The 20787-nt window shown below is 37.2% G+C and carries 21 protein-coding genes and 1 tRNA gene; 14 read left to right on the top strand and 8 right to left on the bottom strand.

Translation table 11 applies throughout. The features are described 5' to 3' along the window. Positions 1–163, bottom strand: a 163-nt coding sequence (locus DYY65_RS12700) for a hypothetical protein (RefSeq protein ID WP_370519306.1), incomplete at its 3' end; no start/stop codon positions are given. 163 nt (positions 164–326) lie between these two features. On the opposite strand from DYY65_RS12700, the gene DYY65_RS05920 reads away from it, so the two are divergent. Continuing rightward, positions 327–1058: a 50S ribosomal protein L2 gene (locus DYY65_RS05920; RefSeq protein ID WP_162477059.1), complete on the top strand. Its 732-nt coding sequence runs from the start codon at positions 327–329 to the stop codon at positions 1056–1058. A gap of 988 nt (positions 1059–2046) precedes the next feature. Here the strand turns inward: DYY65_RS05920 and DYY65_RS05915 are convergent. The 6 genes from DYY65_RS05915 to DYY65_RS05895 all read right to left on the bottom strand — a co-directional run bounded on the left by DYY65_RS05915 (position 2047) and on the right by DYY65_RS05895 (position 5735). Next, positions 2047–2835 carry an ABC transporter permease gene (locus tag DYY65_RS05915; protein WP_236561695.1) on the bottom strand — a complete coding sequence of 263 codons (789 nt, stop codon included), beginning with the start codon at positions 2833–2835 and terminating at the stop codon, positions 2047–2049. 84 nt (positions 2836–2919) lie between these two features. Then, entirely contained in the window at positions 2920–3888 is a 969-nt protein-coding gene (locus DYY65_RS05910; RefSeq protein WP_162477057.1) for an ATP-binding cassette domain-containing protein, read from the bottom strand. Between the two features lie 121 nt (positions 3889–4009). Then, positions 4010–4147, bottom strand: a complete 138-nt coding sequence (locus DYY65_RS12695) for a DUF5679 domain-containing protein (protein ID WP_255457471.1) — start codon at positions 4145–4147, stop codon at positions 4010–4012. Between the two features lie 287 nt (positions 4148–4434). Further along, positions 4435–4800 (bottom strand): hypothetical protein, encoded by a 366-nt coding sequence (locus tag DYY65_RS05905; RefSeq protein WP_162477056.1) that lies wholly within the window; start codon positions 4798–4800, stop codon positions 4435–4437. Positions 4801–5039: 239 nt separating this feature from the next. After that, positions 5040–5459, bottom strand: coding sequence for a hypothetical protein (locus DYY65_RS05900; RefSeq protein WP_162477055.1), 420 nt, complete (start codon positions 5457–5459; stop codon positions 5040–5042). Between the two features lie 75 nt (positions 5460–5534). Beyond that, positions 5535–5735 carry a hypothetical protein gene (locus DYY65_RS05895; RefSeq protein WP_162477054.1) on the bottom strand — a complete coding sequence of 67 codons (201 nt, stop codon included), beginning with the start codon at positions 5733–5735 and terminating at the stop codon, positions 5535–5537. A gap of 762 nt (positions 5736–6497) precedes the next feature. Between DYY65_RS05895 and DYY65_RS05890 the strand changes: the two genes are divergently transcribed. After that, positions 6498–6591 (top strand) — tRNA-Pro (locus DYY65_RS05890). A 63-nt stretch (positions 6592–6654) separates the two neighbouring features. Then, on the top strand, positions 6655–8010 hold the full coding sequence (locus DYY65_RS05885) for a hypothetical protein (RefSeq protein ID WP_162477053.1): 1356 nt from the start codon (positions 6655–6657) through the stop codon (positions 8008–8010). Between the two features lie 43 nt (positions 8011–8053). Here the strand turns inward: DYY65_RS05885 and DYY65_RS05880 are convergent, their stop codons facing one another. Further along, positions 8054–9418, bottom strand: coding sequence for a hypothetical protein (locus DYY65_RS05880; protein WP_162477052.1), 1365 nt, complete (start codon positions 9416–9418; stop codon positions 8054–8056). Between the two features lie 520 nt (positions 9419–9938). Between DYY65_RS05880 and DYY65_RS05875 the strand changes: the two genes are divergently transcribed. The 11 genes from DYY65_RS05875 to DYY65_RS05825 all read left to right on the top strand — a co-directional run bounded on the left by DYY65_RS05875 (position 9939) and on the right by DYY65_RS05825 (position 20548). Further along, positions 9939–10316, top strand: coding sequence for a hypothetical protein (locus DYY65_RS05875; protein WP_162477051.1), 378 nt, complete (start codon positions 9939–9941; stop codon positions 10314–10316). A gap of 2 nt (positions 10317–10318) precedes the next feature. Continuing rightward, a complete protein-coding gene (locus tag DYY65_RS05870) occupies positions 10319–12271 on the top strand; it encodes a hypothetical protein (RefSeq protein ID WP_162477050.1) in 1953 nt (650 codons plus the stop codon). Beyond that, positions 12252–13277: a hypothetical protein gene (locus DYY65_RS05865; RefSeq protein WP_162477049.1), complete on the top strand. Its 1026-nt coding sequence runs from the start codon at positions 12252–12254 to the stop codon at positions 13275–13277. The genes DYY65_RS05870 and DYY65_RS05865 overlap by 20 nt, the downstream gene beginning before the upstream one ends. After that, positions 13274–13486 carry a hypothetical protein gene (locus DYY65_RS05860; protein ID WP_162477048.1) on the top strand — a complete coding sequence of 71 codons (213 nt, stop codon included), beginning with the start codon at positions 13274–13276 and terminating at the stop codon, positions 13484–13486. The genes DYY65_RS05865 and DYY65_RS05860 overlap by 4 nt, the downstream gene beginning before the upstream one ends. Next, on the top strand, positions 13483–13779 hold the full coding sequence (locus tag DYY65_RS05855; RefSeq protein ID WP_162477047.1) for a hypothetical protein: 297 nt from the start codon (positions 13483–13485) through the stop codon (positions 13777–13779). The genes DYY65_RS05860 and DYY65_RS05855 overlap by 4 nt, the downstream gene beginning before the upstream one ends. Beyond that, positions 13770–13955: a hypothetical protein gene (locus DYY65_RS05850; RefSeq protein WP_162477046.1), complete on the top strand. Its 186-nt coding sequence runs from the start codon at positions 13770–13772 to the stop codon at positions 13953–13955. Before DYY65_RS05855 ends, DYY65_RS05850 begins: the two co-directional genes overlap by 10 nt. Positions 13956–14014: 59 nt before the next feature. After that, complete coding sequence (locus DYY65_RS05845; RefSeq protein WP_162477045.1) at positions 14015–14338, top strand: hypothetical protein; 324 nt, start codon at positions 14015–14017, stop codon at positions 14336–14338. Positions 14339–14548: 210 nt separating this feature from the next. After that, the gene (locus DYY65_RS05840) at positions 14549–18874 is read left to right on the top strand and encodes an AAA family ATPase (RefSeq protein ID WP_162477044.1); all 4326 of its coding nucleotides are present in this window, start codon (positions 14549–14551) and stop codon (positions 18872–18874) included. Then, positions 18804–19865, top strand: coding sequence for a DNA polymerase domain-containing protein (locus DYY65_RS05835; RefSeq protein ID WP_162477043.1), 1062 nt, complete (start codon positions 18804–18806; stop codon positions 19863–19865). The genes DYY65_RS05840 and DYY65_RS05835 overlap by 71 nt, the downstream gene beginning before the upstream one ends. Next, positions 19846–20040, top strand: a complete 195-nt coding sequence (locus DYY65_RS05830) for a hypothetical protein (RefSeq protein WP_162477042.1) — start codon at positions 19846–19848, stop codon at positions 20038–20040. Before DYY65_RS05835 ends, DYY65_RS05830 begins: the two co-directional genes overlap by 20 nt. A gap of 94 nt (positions 20041–20134) precedes the next feature. Further along, a complete protein-coding gene (locus tag DYY65_RS05825; RefSeq protein WP_162477041.1) occupies positions 20135–20548 on the top strand; it encodes a hypothetical protein in 414 nt (137 codons plus the stop codon). The last annotated feature ends 239 nt before the right edge of the window (positions 20549–20787 follow it).

Here is a 20787-nt window from a genome sequence, read left to right as displayed (position 1 = left end):
GTAGACATTTGGCAACAGTCCTGCGTTTGCCTCTGATTTCAATAACATCACCTGTAGAAGCACTCAACGAATCCATAGAATCATAGTCAATACGAGCTACTCCACGACCCACATCCCTAGTATATGCTTCGAGTACCTTTAGAGATAGAGTATTTTGGCTCACAATGACACCTATGACTTACTCCTCTTTATACCTTGTTACGATTTATCGCTATGCTGCATTGATTTCGAAATGTATCTAGGACTTAATCTAGGATAAATCAATATCTTGTTTTATTTTGACAATAACTTAAAATCACCTAATCAAGACTTAAAATTGATTATCTTTGGGAAAACGACCATTAATCCGGAGACGTGGGAAGGGAGGAAAGCAATTCCGGGCAGTCTCAGTGGGCAAGATTGCCCCAGCAAGATATCCTAATTTCAAATTGGAGGAACATCATTCTGGCTACGTAGTAGATATAGTACATGAACGCGGCAGAGACGCTCCTCTCTCCAAGATTCGATTTGATGATGGAACTTATTCTTATGTGCCAGCACTGCAGGGGGTTGCTGTTGGCGAAAAGATTGAGCTAGGTGTAGGAGCGACAGCAACATTAAGAAATATTCTGCCGCTAGATGCAATTCCTGACGGAACTTTAATCTGTAACATTGAACGGAATGCTGGGGACGGAGGCAAACTAATAAAGGCTGCAGGAGCTTCTGCCATTGTATTTGCTCACGGTCCTGAAGGCGTAACTATAAAGTTTCCTTCTGGCAAATTCCTAACGATCAACCCTAAATGCAGGGCAATGATTGGTACCGTCGCTGGTGCAGGTAGAATGGAAAAACCTTTTCTAAAAGCAGGAGCCAAAGCGAAGTATATGCGTGCACATGGAAGACTGTATCCAATAGTGAGAGGCATAGCACAAGCTGCTGTTTATCATCCTCACGGCGGTGGCAGGCATCAACATATAGGACGACAATCCTCTGTAGGAAGAAATACTCCACCAGGAAGAAAAGTCGGAAATATATCTCCAAGAAAGACTGGCCGAGGTAGATTGAAGGAACGCAAGTAGAACAGCCTACCTTTTTTATTTCACCTCAATCATGAATAATTTATTCAGTTGTTGGGTCAAGAAAATAAAATAACCACGATCCGTTCAACATTACCAACTATCAGGCTATCAGATAGCCTATTCACTTACCCAAAAGTGAATGAACTGTATATTTTCTTCTTCAGGTGCTATGATACCTTTTTGATATCGAACATCCACAACTGTTTAGTATGAAATGGACCACAAGTAGTCTTGCGTAGTTATATCCTACAAAATTCCCAGGTGTTACTAGTTTTGTCAAGTCTATGTAGTCAAGACACCATATGCCTATTGTAGTGGTTTTGGCTTTGAAACTAATTTTTTCAAACCATCTAGAGCAGCGCACTCTGCAAGCAATGACCGAATTGCAATTTTAGCTATATTATGATCTCCCTCGCCGGCATAATCATGCAGAATAAAGCCTCGAGAATTGATTGGATATTCTCTTGGCCAGCACATGTTCCGTATGCGTTTCAAGTATCATGATTACGATTACTGTCTAATGATGACTGGAACTTTCTCCAAAATTCTGGCTGCTGCCTCTACATTGTCATGATTTTCATCAAATTCCAATTCTGACGGATGGGTCATTAGTATTACGAAGCCTTGAGCAGCATATCTCCGGTATCAGTCATTTGGATGGGCAAAGTCATAATGTAATGAATGCAACCATATGTCCAAAATCAAAGCAAGCGTTAGGAAAGCTTTACTAGGTGCATTTATGTATCCTGAAATTTGAGAGAACGCTGATGCTATTTGAAATAATGTTATATCTATAAGGAGTTGTTTTTTATCAAGTTTTATGGTCTGTGACAGTACAGGCCATGGTATTGATATCATAGCATGTTACGGCAAGCTACATCATACTAAAATCTATAAAACGTACGTTTTTTAGATGAGTATGATTTAATGCTACCATCTTGAGCTTAAGACGATTGACTTCTTTATCTACCATCTGAAATGTACTGAACTATACCGCCCTCATCCTTCTGAATGAATAGGACCCAAAAATTGCAAGAATGATCGTAAAAACTAGAAGTACAACAACGTCTATTGAGAATGAATAGCTAGAAATTCCAAGAATAGCAGCTCTGAGTGAATCGACAGCATATGTCGCAGGATCAATAGCTGAAAGCAACAATAGCCAAAGTGGCAAGCTTTTCAGCGGGAAAAGGGCTCCGCTCAGAAAAAAAAGTGGGAATACGACAAAACTAATTATTAATTGAAATCCTTCCAGGCTCTCAATGTAACTACCAATTGTAAGTCCAACTGATGTCAAACTAAACGAGAGAAGTAATACTATTATAACAGTTTGAACTAAAGATATGAAGTCCATATTAATTCCTATTGTCAGTCCAATAACCAATAGGATGGCAGCCTGAACCAGAGAATTAGGCATCCCACCTAATGTTTTCCCTATGAATACAATATCTCTGCTTACTGGTGCTACCATTACACTTTTAAGAAAATCAAATTTTCTATCCCAAATGATATAGGAGCCAAAAAACACGGAAGAGAATATTACAGACATGCATACTATACCTGGAAAAATGAATTTCTGATAATCTACTACTCCAGTAGAAGGGTGAGTCGAGCCAAATCCGGAGCCAATAACAAACAACCAAAGTACAGGGGTAAATGTCGATGCGATTAGCCGGCTTCGTTCCCTAATAAACACCTTGAATTCTCTGAGCCATAGCGCATACAATCTGCCTAGGCTTTCGGTAAATGTCATAACATTGATTACATTATTTAGCAAAATAGTACTAGTTGCCTCCATTAAATATTCGTTTGATCATATTTATGCTGTAAACTATTCGTTGATCAAGCAGATATCCCTATCTCATTTCTGATCGTATCTTGCAAATTTTTCCATGAAACCTCCCTCTGGTTCCTCTTTGATATTTCTTCCTGTAGACTTAAGAAATACGTCATTTAAAGTCGGGCTTGTGTATTCAACCCATTCTGTATCAATGTATTTTAGAATTATAGGAAGATTACGGTTTGCATCTTCTACAGATAAATGAATCAAACCGTCCTCATTGCTCTGTTCAACTTTGTGCACAAAGCTGAATTTTTTTAACAATTCTATATTTGGTTGTTTCTCATGCGATAACCTCACCTTTATAACATCCCCTCCAATCATCTCCTTTAGTCTCGATGGTGTGTCAAGAACAATTATTTTACCTTTGTCTATTATTCCAATCCTGTCACAAAGCAAATCAGCTTCCTCCATGTAGTGAGTTGTCAATATTATGGTAATCTTTTCTTCCTTTACAAGTCTCTTAATATACTCCCACATGGATTCTCTACTACTCGGATCTAGTCCCAATGTAGGCTCATCTAAAAATATAACCTTGGGTTTGTGGATAAGGCCCCTTGCAATTTCTAATCTCCTCCTCATGCCACCGGAATATTTCTTAACTTGGTCATCCTTCCTTTGAGTCAACCCTACTAAATCAAGAACCTCAGCAATCCTCTTTGCTCTAATTTGTCTGGGCACATTATACAGCCAAGAATGGAGCTTTAAATTTTCATATCCAGTCAGCATATCGTCACTACTTGGAGCTTGGAAAACAATACCAACGCTACTTCTTACCTTCGCCGACTGTGTTACGATATCATAGCCATTTACGATAGCAGTTCCAGAGGTGGGTTTGAGCAACGTCGCAAGCATATGTATGGTAGTAGTTTTACCGGCTCCATTTGACCCTAATAGCCCAAAAACCTCGCTTTCATAGATATCGAGATTCAGTCCGTCTACTGCAGTCAAGTTTGAGTATTTTTTGACTAAATCACGAATTGCTATCAAACGATCTATCGAGATTCATGCCAGCTATTATTACTTAACATTTGGGCTAAAATCAAATGACCTTAATGATATGCAGGCCTTTAGTTTACAGGGTAAGACCAATAAAAATTGATTGGTAAGGTCACTTGCCGATCTTAAACATCTTTGTCCCGCACACAGTACAAATCCCTTGTGTGGCTGGCTTCCCATTTTTCATCGTGACCTTTTTCTCATCCTTCATGTCCCTTTTTGATTTACACTTAACGCAATATGCTTCCATGGCAATGCAACCTTATATGCAAGATAAAACAAGGTGTATAAAATGGTTGTCATAAAACATACCTAATATTGTACTTATAGGAAGTCAGCTGGATTAACAGTCATGGCTGGTTATAATATTCTGTGTATATGTGAAAATTTTATAAGAAAACTATGTAGTTATAACAGTTTGTACATTATTTAGCTTACTTGAGGTGTCTATACTCACTTTTAATATGAGCTAGGACTAATTAGAGCTACTTTTCAGTGGCCTTACCCGTGAAGACAGAGTTTGAAACAATCCCCGTCCTATTTTAGAGCAAACTCATATCTTCTTAACCACATTTTCCCTATTGGAGAAATCGTTAACTTAATGTTTTGCTCATTAGTAATCTCTTCAATAAAGCGGTTATATTTCAAAAAATCAATCCATCTTAGAATGCATTCTTCATTGTTGTCAAATCTCTCTGATAGCTCTTTAACCGATTGCCCTTCAGACAAACATTTTAAAAAATAGATCGCGGCTGTCAATCCAGAGGGACGTTTAAAATTCACCGGATAGTCGTGGTTATTTTTTAGCGTAAGGATATAGACCCCTTTTGCACCGTTATAACGGCTTGCAATCCTTTGTTCAAACAGATTATGTTTTTGCTTGTACTTAAACCTTACATGCAAATGGGATGAGGATGTAGCCGTATTTTACAAATACTGGACAATAGCTACATTAAATTTCACAGAGTATGCATTCATATTAATTAAAATCATTTATGGTTTTAATTTCTTTTTAATAATTATAGATCAATCGATTCAAGATGAGTTATTTTTGGATTTTGACTTTTATTTATTTGAACAATGGGCAAATATGTTCCATTACAATGTACTTATAAGCTAGACAAGGCGAGTAGCTTTTTCTACTATGAATAGTCTAAATTCTGTAATGGGCAGGTATCAGTATGCGTGTGAGACGGTCCTCTCGCAGTTATGTTACCAGTGTAATCGCCCGCTATTTCCAAAACGTCTTCAAGGTCAGATATTTCCTTGAGCGTTTCTAACGTTAACTTTTGATTGGTAACGAACAAGGTTCCATTCTCATAGATTGCAGGGACCATACCTGTCTTTTCAAATATATAGTTCTTGGCTGCTTCTGGATTCACGCCCTTTCTCGTGAATACCTCAACCATATATATGGGAGTAATTTCGGGGTTTCTCGCCAGTCTCCTGAGCAAATCATGGATCAGATATGGGTCTGATTTGGGAAAAGCAGTATGATATAGCGTCTGTAGCCCTGCAAATACTCTTTTAATTTCCTTAATTTGTGATCCAGATTCAGACATATACCATCATCTTATACACAATGGAAACAACTGGTATATTATAATTTAGTAATTCACCATTGATACAAATACACACTATTCATCACCAGCAGCATTGATACAGTCAGTGACAACCACTCTTATCTCTTGGAATTTTGTCTTGCCTTGCGGAATTGTGCTTTTGCTTTGCATAGCCTTTAGCCTGCTCTCCATCAGGTCTCTATGATCATGACATACAACTGCAATCATATACTCATCATTATCGTTTTCTATGGAAATGATATACGAAGGTGACAACGGACAATCTCTGCCTCTGTCTATATATGAGCATCTGTGAGGTAAGGTCATCGATTTTAACACTAGTCCTATTAGAAGTGACCTCGAGCGTTTTCGACGATAAATGCACTTACTATATTTTTAATATAAATTATTATAATACGTGGTAGTTGGAATTTAAGTGATCTCGCTTCCAAACTTTATTCACTTAAACTACTTTGTCTTAGATAGTAACTTAATTGCTCCATACAATGCGTCACTGACCATCTCCGTATAATATGTACTAATTGGAAAGTATGTGCTTTTGCAAATATTTCGAAGTAGTTCACATTGACATTTTCCTTGCAACAGTCTCTAATTAAAGGATTGTTAATTGCCAAAAAACGCCTAAATAGATCGTCTACTACGCTATTTATGGTTTTATCAAGTTCCTGACTACATATCAGAATAATTCCGGTAACAATATCGAATCGCTCCCTTAAATAACACATTCTACGATATAGCTTCTCTTCTAATTAGTCTCACTAATTTTCTTTCCATTATTTTAATGCACTTGAAGCTTAATTCTTATTCATTCTAACTAGATTTCATATCACCTTTTTTGTTGCTACTAGTCTAGGATAGATATTTCAATGCATTTCATTTGGAGTAATGATCTCGATTTGATTGTGTTGAAGGAATAAGATTTTCGGATGCGCCAACCAAACTCGTTTCTGAATTGCACAAAGAAGTTGCCTTCACCAGTGTACATTTAATAGAGGTTCTCATTTCTGAAAAGGTCAAGGGGCTATCGTCTAGCTTGGTCTAGGATACCATCTCACGATGAGGTATAGGCCTGGGGCGCTGGCGGTCGTGGGTTCAAATCCCACTGGCCCCATTATGTACATGGGTTCATATATTTGGATTCGGTAATATACAATAAAAAGGAGACCATAACAAGTTGCCATTAAAACTGATCACGACTGTTAGCAAGATATCTTTAGTACCTAACCGGACTAATGCTAACATATTACACGAATTTTACCAATACATGAAGTTTAATGGATCTTCAGAGCATCATCAAAATAACAATTTGAAAGCTATTTTACCCTGGGCCAAGTTCCTAGGTGCCGATACTACATTTTATGACATCCAAAGTAAAGAGCAGGTTATCACATTCTTGAATACTAAGAGTAAAACACTCGACGAAGATCCTGAAAAAAGGTGGATCACCACATGGAACCATTACCTTCATAGAATTAAGCTCTTCTTTAGGTGGCTTTATAATCGACAGAACAAGCAACTAGACGAATCTATAGCCCAAGATGAGTGGAAAACCCCATCATTTGTTCAAATAAAGGCAAAGAAGGCCAAACGTGAAAGCCCTTATACGCAGTCTGAATTATGGGAGCGTGATGAGATTCTTTTTATAGTAAAATATGAACCGTATATTCGCAATAAGGCTGCATTGACTCTATTTTGGGATTTAGATGCAAGAAACCATGAAGTGACGTTATTAAAAATTAAACATATAAGATTGCGAGAGAGGTATGGAGAAGGAGAAATACCCTATGAATCAAAGACCGGTGGTGGGCCCATTCTGTTGACGTGTTCTTTTCCTTATGTACGAGACTGGCTAAACAAACATCCATTTAAGAATTCACCTGAATCCAGTTTAATTTGTAATCTTAACACTGGTGCTCCAGTAAAGCCAGACGCAATGTGGACTATGATGAAACAGCTAAAGAATAGAGTAATTCGCATGCTACAAAATGGCTCTATTACACATGAAAATGAAAGACAGAGACTAGAATATCTGCTTAAATCAAAAAAGTGGAATCCATATTGTATTCGACATTCAGCTATTACTTCTGATTCCGATTTCCTTCCAGAGTATGCTTTAAAGAAGAAAGTGAGGTGGTCAATGAATTCAAAGCAAGGTGCGAGATATATCAAAAGAAGAATGGGCGATGATTTAAAGAACCAAATCTTAGTACGAAACGGTATTCTCTCTGAAGAAGCGGCTTTAGCTCAAAAAAAGCCCTCTGTTCTCAATTGTTCTAGATGCAGTTTGGTAAATGCAATTGATAATAAATTTTGTTCAAAATGCAGTTATCCTTTAACACCTCTGGCTTACGAAGAAATTAAAGCAAATGAGGATTTGAAATTAAGGAAAATGGAAGAAAAGCACAAACAAGACATCAAAACTCTGCATGAAGAAATGAATCAACAGTTCAATCAGATTATGTCAATGGTACAACAGAATCCAAAATTAGCTCAAGTTAAGCCAGAAATATTAACAAATAAGTTAGCATAAAGTATATTTTAGAGGTTTGCCATTTGATCTCATTTACACATGACTATTTCGGAATCTTTACTTCAAATATGAAAACGTAATTGTTTAAATACTTACTAAATGCAAACTCGAATTTTGTTAGACTTTCATCATAATCTACTGCCTCAAATTTCACTGCACCATACTCTCTGATCCCGTGAGGAATAGTGTCTCTAATCTCTTTATAATTTGGACCTCTATACGTAGCTTCGAATTGTCTTTCACCTTGCACAGCCTTGGATTGATGCTTTAAAAATCTAATATCATGAGCATCATCTACAGTTTTTTCTACAGTTAGAAAAGCAGCTACACAGTCAGCTGCGAATTCAACTTTGTTTAATGTTATCTTTATTCCACCTTTAGTTTGAGTCTGCTCGATATTCACAATTTTAGTTGCTGAAGGTGTCACTGTTTCTTCGACTTCCACTGGTAATTGTGATGCTTGTTGTTCTTCAGCAATTAGAGATAATGCATCCTGTAAATCCAGTGGTACAAAATCATCAAGTTGCTCATCAAAATATGGTTCGCTGATTAACTTATTGACCCTCCACTTAATTTGTTCTGTACTGATAGAGGGGTTCTCATTCAATATCCATTCGACAATCTCCTTCGCATCTTGGGGCAAATTCTCTAGCCATTGTTTGGCTTGTTCTTTTTCTTTCCTCTTAATCTTCTCCTGCACGGGCGACAGATTCAAAAGCTCATTATATCCGTTACTATCTTTCAGAATAAAGTTATTTTCGATCATGAAATCTATAAAAGGACGACTCTCTTCGAGACGATCTAGCAAATGTAGTAATACTGCACGTATAAAATCTCTAGCCTCATGATTTAACCCACAATCCCTGCAATGAACCATACCATCATTCCTTTTACTTGCAGTGATTGGAATTATTTCTTTCAGTATAGGATAATTCGAAGCATTTATCTTATTCATTACTCGCTTGAGGAGATTAATCAATAATGGATAAATTTCATTTTGTTGTTCTTTTTCCACAAGGATATTCCAGGCGTATAGGAAATCAGGTTTATATTTAACATAACCTGGAGCAAGTTGATATGCCCATTGTTGATTAAGAGCAAAATTGCGATTCTCAATGTAATATTCGTATCCTCTACTTTGGATCTTCTCTGACGACTTTGCGGGCCGTCCTCTACTAGTATGTCTCTCAATTTTATCCCTTTTTATGTATCCAGAACTTAGAAGCGTTTCTAATGCGTTCGTAACTGAGTTGTATAAAACGCCTGCTTGTTCAGATATTTCCTGTTGTGTAATTGCTGATGGATAAGAATTAGCGATTGTATTTAGTACCTTTCTGGAGTTCTCAGCACTGATACTATTAACGGCATTATAGTCTTTACAATAGTAGCCTTCGAAATACTTTTCCAACAGAAGACGATGGTAGGAATTGTTTTTAAGTTTTGAAAAATTCAAAATTTGAAATATGTAAAGAGTTAAATTTTGAAATTGTAATACTTTGATTCATTCAGGGAATTTCTTAATTATTTTTTGTATCAGCAATATAATAATGAGAAATAAGCACCGTTTGGATCAAGAGCCTAGAACCATCTCCAGCACGGCAAATTGTCGCAAGGTTGGAACCATCAATCAATGGAAGATTTGTGAAGCTGTAAATTGCTCTTCAAAAGCATCAGTCCAAATCCAGGTAAAGATTGGTCAGTTAGGCAGCATATCATTGTCACTTTGCAACTATTGTGTTTCCAAGTTTAGGGATGAACAATAATGAGATGCGAAAAAGTGAAGACAAAGGTTTGGCTACCAGCCAGCTCTAGATCTTATGCTCTACTTTCCAAGCTCGACCTTAAAATTTTGGAATTAAGCAGGGCAAGAGAATCAACTCGTGGCTCAACTAAAATGTACTGTGGCTTTTCTCAAGGTGCAATACCAAATGACCAAATTAGCTTATACTGACGACGAACAGCTCAATCAAATGATTGAGGCCGAATTACATGATGGCTGGTTTATGAGAGAATTTGAGCACGTTAGCGGCGAGATTGCCTCAATAGATATAAAGCCATGTTTTAAGTGTAAAGAATGGCATGCCCTTCTAAAGTTGAGTGACAATTTCATTAGTGGTCATAGCAAATTTTACTCTTGCTTCATTGGAACTATTGGCTTTCTAAAGTACAAAGTCGGAATAGTGAACTTGGATATTTGTGATAGTAGCGGGAGATATCTGAAAGTAATAAAGGAAGGAGACTATTGCGAATTTGTTCCATTTGAAGGTCAAGATGAAGATCCAGATATTGGGTTTTGGTGCCATTAAAGATGACAAGATCTAATCTTCCCAAATGCCCCATAAGTACAGGTGACAAGGATGCAGAAAATAAGGCCAAGGATAATGAGGAGAGAGTTGCTAAGCTTAACGTACAGAATAATGAAGTATTCTCATTCAAAAAGCACAGCATGGACTACTTCACAGTTGATGGAATTATTCTCAGAACTGGATATAAAGACAAAGTCTACTGGTATATTCTAATTCTTAAAGAGTTATTGGATAATGCCATTGACTTTCTTTGGAAAAACTACCAAGGATCTGACAAGGAATTTGTTTATGTCGATATAGTCAAGGATGACACAACCCTCAACATCAAAGTCAGAAATTCAAATAGTAAAGGCTTAGCAGTGTTTGAAAATTTGAACTTGATATTCGATTTTGATATGAGATACGGCTCAAAACAAAATGTATATGTGGTCAGTCGTGGGATGCTTGGAGATGCATTAAAACAGATTTTGGCTCTCGGGTACGTGCTAATCCATTCACATGATGATGGTACAGCATTTACAGACGCCCAATGGACTAAACCATTAGTCATTAGGTCGAACGGACTTGAGCACCAATTGACAGTGGAAGTAAGCAAGGCAAACCAGACACATCGCCCTATAATAACCACAATAGATTCTGAGTCTAAAACCAAAGATACAGAGATAGAGCTAACTTTACCAATAGCAGAAGAATTTGTTGGTAGCGATGATGGTGGTGGTTTGGTGGCTAGGATAAAGGAATTCTGTCAAACATATGCACTTTTCACTACTGACATATCATTCAAGTTTCGAATCGTAGACAATAGCAAGGATAAACCTGAAGGTTACAACAAGATAGCTACTGATACTACCAGCAGCAACGATATCAGTCAGGATCTTTTTCATACTATTGTAAATAGACCAACAGCACGAAAGGCAGCAGTAAACATAGAATATCTGGCGTCAGATGTAATCTCAAATTGGGATAATATTACTAGCGCACATTTCTACAAAGCAGAGGAATATATGACGTGTATTACTAATGTGCATAACAAATCCATTTCATTATATGATTTGTTATTCAAGCACAAGTTCAGAGAAGTTAGTAATCTACCAAAAGACAAAAACAATCAAAAATCAATACAAGAGTTACTAGAATTGCAAAGTCTATCAAGCGCAGTTGAACAGTCATATAATCAATTAAGAAGTCTTTTACCTCCGCCAAAAGAGCTGTCTTTACCATATGCTGATAATAAACAAAGAAAAGGGGCTCTAGCTTCTAGAGTTTGTAATCTTTATCCAGAGATTGATGTGGACAGAGCCTTTTACAAGGTCTTTCGGGGATATTATGGCCATACCGATCTTATCAAGGCATTTGATCACGATGGAAAGCTCTACACACACCACAAGGGTAATGGTATAACGCAATTCCCATTTGCTATAGAAGTATTAGCAGTACCATACAAGACAAGTGCTGTCTATGACTATAATACAGACACTCCAATAAACAGATCTAGTAAATTTATCGGCGCAGTTAACTATGCTGTCTCACCGCGCGGAATCTCATTTGATGGTGATTATAGCTATTGGGATAAGCGATTAAAGTACAAGGCCAGTGCTGATAGTATGAAAAGTATTCTCAAGAACTGTCAATTTACATTCCATGACTACTCAGATAGTAAAATAAAGATTCCATCAATTATATTGGTTAATTTGATATCGCCGAGGATTGACTATCATGGACATGACAAATCTTCTATCGATACACAACCATTCGCAAAGACCATTATAGAAGCGGCCATAAAAATATCAGAAAAATCAAGAACTTTTAGGGCTGCGGGTATACAATTTATCAAAGAAAGAAAGTTCTACGCGCCACCTAAAAAACAAAAGAAGATGACAGCTAAGGCCCTATTTAACAAGTTCCTTGGTAGAATAAAGACTGGAGGGAGCTTAAGTGTCCCAGAATCAATATGAGAGAGTAAGAACCTGTAACTCAGTCTGGTATCTGGCACTCCCTTGGATGGGGAAGTTTCTAGAGAAACTGCCAACTCGAAAATATGTCATGAAATTAATCAGGGAGTATTGCAAAGATGATGGGATTAGCAGACGTGCGATGGGGTTAGTAACAGGTGCTAGGTCTTCTATGTTTTCTGACGGTGAATGGAAGAGCGTTAGCTATGATAATGTTATCGAGTTAGCTAGATACGGGACAGATATATTATTTATTGAAAAGGCTGATATTGCAGAAGTACTTGCTCCATTCGCTGATAAATACGGAGTTGCTGTTGTTAATACTATTGGTTATTTGACTGAATACGGACAAGATTTAATGGTTGCAGCGAGGAAATCTGGAGCGCACATTGCTATATTGACTGATTATGAAGATTATGGTTTGAACATAGTCGCATCAGTGTATCGCGAAGGTATTAGGATACCACGGATAGGAATAGATGAAAGAGTATTTCATTACTTTGGTCTAGTTCGTGATACACTTGCTGTTGACTCTCAACAATATCTAAAAGATTACAGTTTCTTGAACTATTTCGACCATTTAGATAAGTCATTTTTGAAAACCAAACGCGTTGAAATTGATGCTATACTCAATGAAGTAGGAAACGAACGTTTCTGGGAATATATAATGGAACGAATGATAGAACTAGCTCCAACTAGAAATTATAATCGAGTCATATCAATGCCTGCAGTTGAAACACTATACTCACTAGAATTACAAGAATTACTTACTTTTATGAATCTGTATCATTCTACAATAACTACTGATAAAATGACTGAAATAATGAAAACATTGTACGATGTAAAAGGCATGATTGATGTTGAGGAGAAGGAGCATGAGATTCAGGATCAGTTACAAGATGTAGTGAGCAATGATGCAGGTGTCAAAGATATGAACCCAATCCTAAAAAAACTTCTTGATAACCTGGAACAAAAGCTTAAGGAACGTGAGGATAAAGAAAAAAAATGAACAAGGACAGTCATGAGAGCAAAAACTATACCCGTGAGGAGGGGATACTAAAAATGATACAAATTAATGTCATTTTTCACCTAGGTGAAAAAATAACCAGATCCAACTCTAAAGAAAATCAAGTACAATGTAGTACAATTCAATTGCACTTTGCACCCGTTTCTTGGATTCTCCCGGCATCTAAGGAGATAGAGATAGAGGAGAAATGACTATATCATTTTATGAAAAAGAGGCAGATAGGATAGAAGAGATAGTTCGACATCTCAAAGAAGTCACAGATGAAATGGGTGATGAAGGATTCTCAATGACTGCAGTATTTTGTGCCCTACATTATACAGAATTAGTCTTTGAGAATATTATAATAGATTACGTACAAAATATGCCAGAGGATAAAAAACCTGAATTTTTAAAGGGACCGAATGAATACGTAGATAGTATAAGACGAGTTGCTAAAATAAAATTCATGTTAGAAAAAGAGGTATATAAACCGAAATGGAAATAGGTAAGTGTTCGGTATCTACTTGTAAAGCGGACGGAGTGAAAGCAATACCAATACCAATGAATCAGGATACTAGAAACGAATTTGAGGTTATATATGTGTGTGAATATCACATCGCAAGATTCGACGAACTTTATGAAGAGAAAGAACTTCATGATGATACAGAGAGCATGAGATAATAATTAGTCCATAAGTATTCAGTTTTCAAGGCTAACGATAACCTAACGACAACAACAGTGTGACATTTGAAGACTTCAATAGAAACTTCTTGAAATGTCCTATACGAGAGCAGCAAGAATATGTCTTGAAGGAAATTGCAGATGCTATTAACAATGGACACAAGCAAATTGTGCTAGAGGCTCCTACAGAATTGGTAAGTCCAGTTGGTATAGCCGTCGCGTTATCATTAGGTTCAAGCTATATATGCACGTCAACGAAGGAACTGCAGCAACAATATAAGGTAGCATGCGGGTTACGATTTGAGTTTAACCCATATGTTGTGGTAACTCTTGACATACTAGGAATTTATATAATTCCTTCTTCGCTTAGACGAAGGCAATAGTCTACTTGTATTACAACTGAGTGATAATTAAAACTTGGTTTAGATAGAATGCAAGGTGATGAAATAAATAGGTCCCAATCTGCCTTGGTTGGCCGCCAACAGATTGAGCCAGAGTTAGCAACTCTGTATGAGATACAAGGCCAATTATTAGGTTATACTACTTATAGACTATTGTTTAGTAATACTAAACTTTTTGTTAGGTGGAAATGAATGTCAGAAAAACCAGAAACAACAAACTCTGCATTCATAGATCAGGTCAAAAAATATGTAAATGCAGGCTGGCCCATTGAGCCACTTAACTGCTTTAATTTATTCGAGGACAGAGATGAAATAGATAAATGGCTTGCTACAATACCTGAGCACTTAAGGAAACGTTTACAGGATAACCGTAATTTTCATCCTATTAAGTTGCTCATGTTGCTAGATCCCAAGATGTTTTGGACTGAAGAAAAGATTGCAAGCCAAAACTGGAGCCGGGGCATAGGGTTTAGAACTGGCTTAACACTTACTTATTCCGAATCATATCCAGGTAAAGTTCAGTTACCGATTGCAATTGATGGTGATAACACTAATCCACATTTAGTAAAAACTCTGGAACACGTAATTAGTCAGTATAATCTTCAAGACTTTGTTCCTATTCAGAACACTCCACATGGAGGTTTGCACATATTGTTGTGTGCCTATGTGGACCCAAATAACCTTGAAGAAATTGAATTGTGGGAAAAGAAAAAGTCACTAACTGAAGGAGCTGGAGCATGGTTAAATGGAGCTAAATGTGCTATCAAAATTAATTGTCAGCAGGTAACCTTATTTCCAACTTTACATAGAAAAGACGGCTCAAGTTATAAACTCAACAAGGTTATACCACTAAGTAACACAACTTGGGTTCTTGACAAGATCGTTGAAGCATTCATTAGTGACGGATTGCTTGAATGCAGTCCAGAAGAATATCACGCAAAATTAGAGGAAAAGATCAAAGCTGATAGTGCCTGTGTTAGTTATAAGGAGTTTGACAGCTCTGAATGGTTTGACCTTACAGAGGATGAAATAGGAAAGACAGCTAATCTAATTCTAGGAACGGATGGTGAAGAGTTCGGGCCAATTTATTGTTTTGGAAACAGACACAATAATACAATGGCCATAGCAGGTGCTTGTGCTTGGAGTCATATATCACAAGATGCCACAGAAAGATTGTTCAAAGTATTAATTGATAGAACAAAAGATGAGGAACCTGAGGATCGTTTCAAAGTAATCAAGGAAACATACCAACGAATTCAAAATCAGCAAACAGTGCAAGGCCGCAACATCATGATAGAATTATTCCGTGTGGCCCACAAAAGCCGAGACATTAGTGCTGCTACTAATAGGTTTGAACAATTTCGCCAAGCACTAGGATTAAGTCACAAGAAAATTAGAAAGAATCTTACTGTGACTGGTTTCCTAAAGGCCAATCATGGAGACTATGTTCGAGTTCATGATATCATGATTTCTGGAATTCAAGAGATGGAGAAAATGATTACAAAAATTGAGACCACATGTCTTAGTTGTAATACAAAGGACCAAATTAAAGCATACAACAGGAGGCCATATTTTGCATGGGAAGCTGAACGTGTGATAAAAAGAGCTACTAGCCATAAATGTCCTAGTTGTAATGAAACTGAATCAGATGTATCCTGTGAGGAAATAAACTCTGTACAAGTTGAAGTTCAAGATTGTAATTTAGCAGATGATATGCAGCAAAGTGCCCGAGTTGTCTTGTTAAATGATGCTTGTAATGATGTTAGAAATAATGAGGAAGCTGTTATTACAGGTTTTATTAACACAATTACAATTAAAGGTAAACGTGTTCCTGTTCTGTTTGCAGGTAATGTAAATGACGAAGGAAGTGGTATTACATACACAAATTCAAGAAACCAGTTCAATACACTTACCATAGAGGAGGAGGAAGAATGTGCCAAATATCAAAAAGAACAAGGTGAAAATATACTTGCAGACTTAGCAAACAAGTTTAACATTTCTGTCCTTGGAAACGAGTACGAGAAACAAGGAATAATACTAGCTTGCAATAATGCAGCCAAGGATTCAGTTCTAAGAAGAACCAGAATCAATGTATTTTTAGTTGGTGATCCTGGCCTTGCCAAGACACAAATGCTGCGTGGTGCTACAGAGATTGTTCCCAGATCCAGGTTTATATCTGCAACGACTACTAGTGTCAAGACTGCAGTTGGTGTCGTAATTAGAGACTCTTCTGGTGCAGAAATAACACGTTCTGGTGCTATTGTCAAGGCATCAGGTGCTGTTTGTGCATATGATGAAATTGGCAGTCTATCGTTTGAAGAACAGAAATATCTACTTAATGCAGTTCAAGAAGGCCGCATCCCACTTGGTAAATATGGCTTGCAGAAGGATTTGAATGGTAGTGCCACATTTATTTTTAGTGCTAACCCAACAGGAGGAAGTGGTCGCTGGGCAGGAGGAGATTATTATAAAGACAAGGACAAAACAGGCCAGATACCAGTTCTAGGTGCACTTCTAGATCGAATTGACCTCGTCTTTATTATGAATACAAACCGCGACGAAACATATCTCCATGACTATGCTAACAAGAAACTAAGGTTACATGAACATTATGAGGAAATAAGAAAACAAGAGCAATCAAACCATTTGTTTATTTCCAAGTTCTTGTTATACTGCAAGAGGTTCAATCCAAAATTATCTGAAGACGTTCTTTTGATGCTAGAAAAGTTTTATGTTGACATAGCAAAAGTGGCCGAGTCTAAAAGCTCGCCTAGATTATTAGATTCGCTCCATAACATGACTGTGTCACTTGCGCGTTTGAAAGGTAAGGACATAGCTGACACAGCTGACGCTGACCAGGTTATGGGTTTCTTCCAAAGACAATACGAAAATAGACTTGCTCTAAAAGTAATGATACCCAAGGAGCCATTAGAAGTAGTAAAGGAGATAATTATTAAACGAATTGAAGGATTTGACGGCTGGTACTATCTCAAGGAATTATTGACTAATCTCTATAATGAGGAACAGGATGTGAAGGACTATTTTGGAATAGATAAGAAACTAGTTCTTGATAGGGGCAAGAACAAGAAGTTTAGATTGATTGCAGAATGGGTTGAAGGAGATCCTAGAATCAAGTTACTTGATAGAGGTAAATTGAAAATAACATGTGAGGCCAGTTATAAAGACTCTAGAGGAGGTAAGAGAGAAGGCTCCGGTAGGCCTGCTGTTGTAGCAGTACCAGCAGTAAGAAAAGAGGAAGGGGAAGCAGAAGAAGGAGAAGAAGATACTAGCCTACAGCAGCAACCAAATAATCAAAAAGAATCAAACAATGCCAGTGAGATAATCAAAACCACGCTCAATCTGACCTCAATAAATCAAAGCCACGCTCAATCTGACCTGACTGACCTAAACGGCCAGAAAAATTTTGGAAATGTTTTGGAGCCAGAAAAAAATTGTACAAATTCCAAAATCGCCAGGTCAGGAGGTCAGATTGAGCACGATTTTGATTATTCTACAGAAGAATGTTCTAGCGCTAGGTTTCCACTCCAAACTCATATTCAACACGAAGTAACAAGTGAGTTATTACGAACTGCTACCATTGATCAGTTACCATTATCACCATCATCAGCAGCAACAGTTGCAAGACCAGTCAGCATAAACCCAGTTGCTAAGTCTATTCCTAGCAACCTAATTGATCAAGTTCCTGAGCTTGCCAAACTGGTATGTTTTGATATGGAATGGACTCAAAAAGGTCAGGATATCTATTGTTTTTGTGCTATAGATATCCAAGGAAACAAGAAGGAAGCATTGCACATTTCTGAGTTTGGCAATAGTCAGTATGACTTTATGGTTGCTATTCTAGAGGTTCTAACTAGGTACAAGGCTGTAGTTGGCTATAACATACTTCAAGAGAAATCCAACTATCGCACGGACTCTCTTGATAGTGACTGGGCAACTCTTCGTAATAACTGCGCTAAGGTTGGTTTATTGGAACAATTTGAAGGCTTGCAAGCCAATGTTAAGCTATTGGATTTGTATCAAGTTTTTAAAAATAATGCAATAAAGTCAGCTTTACAAGCAGTAGATATCAGGTATAGAGGAAGAAGCCTTGCTGCTGTATCAGCAGCATACATAAACCAAACAAAGTTTGAAGGTCTAGCAGGCACTGATATTGAATTCCTTGAACCAAGCAAACAACTTGAATATTGTTCAAGAGATGTGGAATTATGCCTTATGCTAATGTCGAAGAATAATTACGAGATACTTGAACTTATTTACAATGTCTCTCAGGATATAAAGACCAACTTCTTTGATACTGCTAATGCATGGGGTCCTACTGATTGGTGGCGTGACAAGCTAAATGCTGAAGAGTATCCAAAGTTCCATACTGACTATGACTGGATTCAGTCTCAGACCTTTGTTAANNNNAGGAGGCAAGACTGGAACCTTGTTCAAGTTCGAAGGTGGATATGTAAGAGATCCAGTTGCTGGTATTCACCGAAATGTCAAGACTTATGATTTTGTGTCTATGTATCCTTCAGTTTGTATTCAATATAAAATTAGCAGTGAAACTATAAACTGTTCATGTTGCAAGTATGATAAAGATGCCTTAATTCCTCAACAAGTTCAAGATGAGGTAGACTCTAGTTCTAAAGGAAGTAGGAATTGGAAACACTACTGGATATGTAAGAAAAAGGAAAGTGGCAAGCTAAGCGAAATCATGGGCAAGTTAATGAAAGAAAAGGACCAATTCAAAGAAAAAGGCCTAATCTTTCCTTCAAAGGCCAAAAAACTAATTATGAATTCTGGTTATGGGGCCTTTGGTTATGTGAAGTTTGCCTATTTTGATCCCAGAGTTTGTGAGCTTATTACTGCTTACAGTAGATACATAATCAAAGAAATATCCAAATTACTAGTAAATAGTGACCAAAATAGCAAGGTAATCTATGGAGACACGGACTCGATATTTGTAACAGGTGGCGATTCCATAGACATAATTGCTGAAGCAAAGAATAGGTTTGGTGTCAGATTTGAGCTGGATAAAGTTTGGAAAATACTATTTTTGTTCAATGAGAAGAAGCAGTATTTTGGCATGACAGCTGATGGCAAGCTAGAAACTAAGACTTTAACAGGCCTAAAGGATGATAAAACAAAATTCTGCAACATGGCAACAAGCCACCTTATTCGTAAGGATTTGTTGGAAATGTTTATAGAAAAGCCGAAAGAGGCACTTAGGCAAGCAGTGAAATACACAAGATCTATATTTCATGAGCTGGAAGATAGACTCAGAAATGGTGATCTAGACTTTATAATAATCCAACTGTCATTGACTGAGCTAGCAAGCAAGGCTCTATATGATTATTCAAGTGATGACTGGCATACGCGTGCATATAAGGAAATACTGGAGGACTGCAACGGTGATGAAGAGCTAGCCAAAAAGAAATCACAAGGTGAAAAAGAATATACCTACTGGAAAATACTTACTTCAATTGGATCATGCCAAAACTAAAACTGGCAAGGAATCTGTAAAAAAGAAAGAAACTACAACGATACATCCAGAAAAACATGTTCAAGACATCAATATCAAGAAATACAAGTCTGAATTATGGACTTCACTTGGGCCAATTCTAATGGTTTATGGACTTGGTAAAAATGAGCTTGAACTGTTAAAGAAAGAACTTTAGTCTTTTTTCTTTTCAAGTGGTTTAGTTTAGTTTAGTTTAGTTTAGTTCTCTATACCATGATTGTGCTTGTTTATCATACACATGTCAAATACAAGTGTCAGTGCAAGTAGCTACTAGTTCAAATGCTACAATAAGTGAAGCGACAAGAAACAGACTGAACCAAATTTCGAACAGGTTGAGCGAACAACTCAGTAAGAAGGGTAGTAATGTATCGTCATATATAAAGTTCGAAAGTGATGGTTGCAGAAAAGTGATCAAATTTGATCCTGCAAGGACAGAGGAGGTCCAAGTCACCTATCCAGGTACAAGCAAAGCGGTTAACCGTGTCAACTTCTATGGAAATGAAATAGTAGACGGCAAGGTTCAAGGCAACGAATTGGCTTGTTGGACAGCAAGTGCAACTGCAGCAAAGGACGTAATTAAAATGTTCAAACTGGGTTGCGTCACATTGGATATTATCAGGCACCGCATGGACAAATCAACTTACTATGATGTGCAACCAGCATAACATCACCTTAGTAAGTAAGCAAACAAGCAACTTTCTTTTTTTCTTTTTGCCAATCAAATAAGAAGGTGACAGTTTATAGTATTCAGTATTAAGCAATCAGACACTTTTACATCATTATTAAAAACGAATCTACAGGAAAGATATAGGAACAAGCGCAGGTCTAATAATGTTGCCCATATAAGTGACTTGGTAGAAGGCAACTGCATTCGCAAGGCCTACTATCGTCGTGTGTATCCGGA

Source organism: Nitrososphaera sp. AFS (genome assembly GCF_009898475.1).
In the GTDB taxonomy this organism is placed as follows: Archaea; Thermoproteota; Nitrososphaeria; order Nitrososphaerales; family Nitrososphaeraceae; genus Nitrosopolaris.
This window is presented reverse-complemented; position numbering and strand designations above follow the sequence as displayed.

Bases quoted from the DNA above. Each gene is read 5' to 3' on its own strand.
- DYY65_RS05850 (WP_162477046.1), top strand. From the start codon at position 13,770: ATGGAAATAGGTAAGTGTTCGGTATCTACTTGTAAAGCGGACGGAGTG.
- DYY65_RS05870 (WP_162477050.1), top strand. From the start codon at position 10,319: ATGACAAGATCTAATCTTCCCAAATGCCCCATAAGTACAGGTGACAAG.
- DYY65_RS05855 (WP_162477047.1), top strand. From the start codon at position 13,483: ATGACTATATCATTTTATGAAAAAGAGGCAGATAGGATAGAAGAGATA.
- DYY65_RS05875 (WP_162477051.1), top strand. From the start codon at position 9,939: ATGACCAAATTAGCTTATACTGACGACGAACAGCTCAATCAAATGATT.
- DYY65_RS05860 (WP_162477048.1), top strand. From the start codon at position 13,274: ATGAACAAGGACAGTCATGAGAGCAAAAACTATACCCGTGAGGAGGGG.
- DYY65_RS12695 (WP_255457471.1), bottom strand. From the start codon at position 4,147: ATGGAAGCATATTGCGTTAAGTGTAAATCAAAAAGGGACATGAAGGAT.
- DYY65_RS05900 (WP_162477055.1), bottom strand. From the start codon at position 5,459: ATGTCTGAATCTGGATCACAAATTAAGGAAATTAAAAGAGTATTTGCA.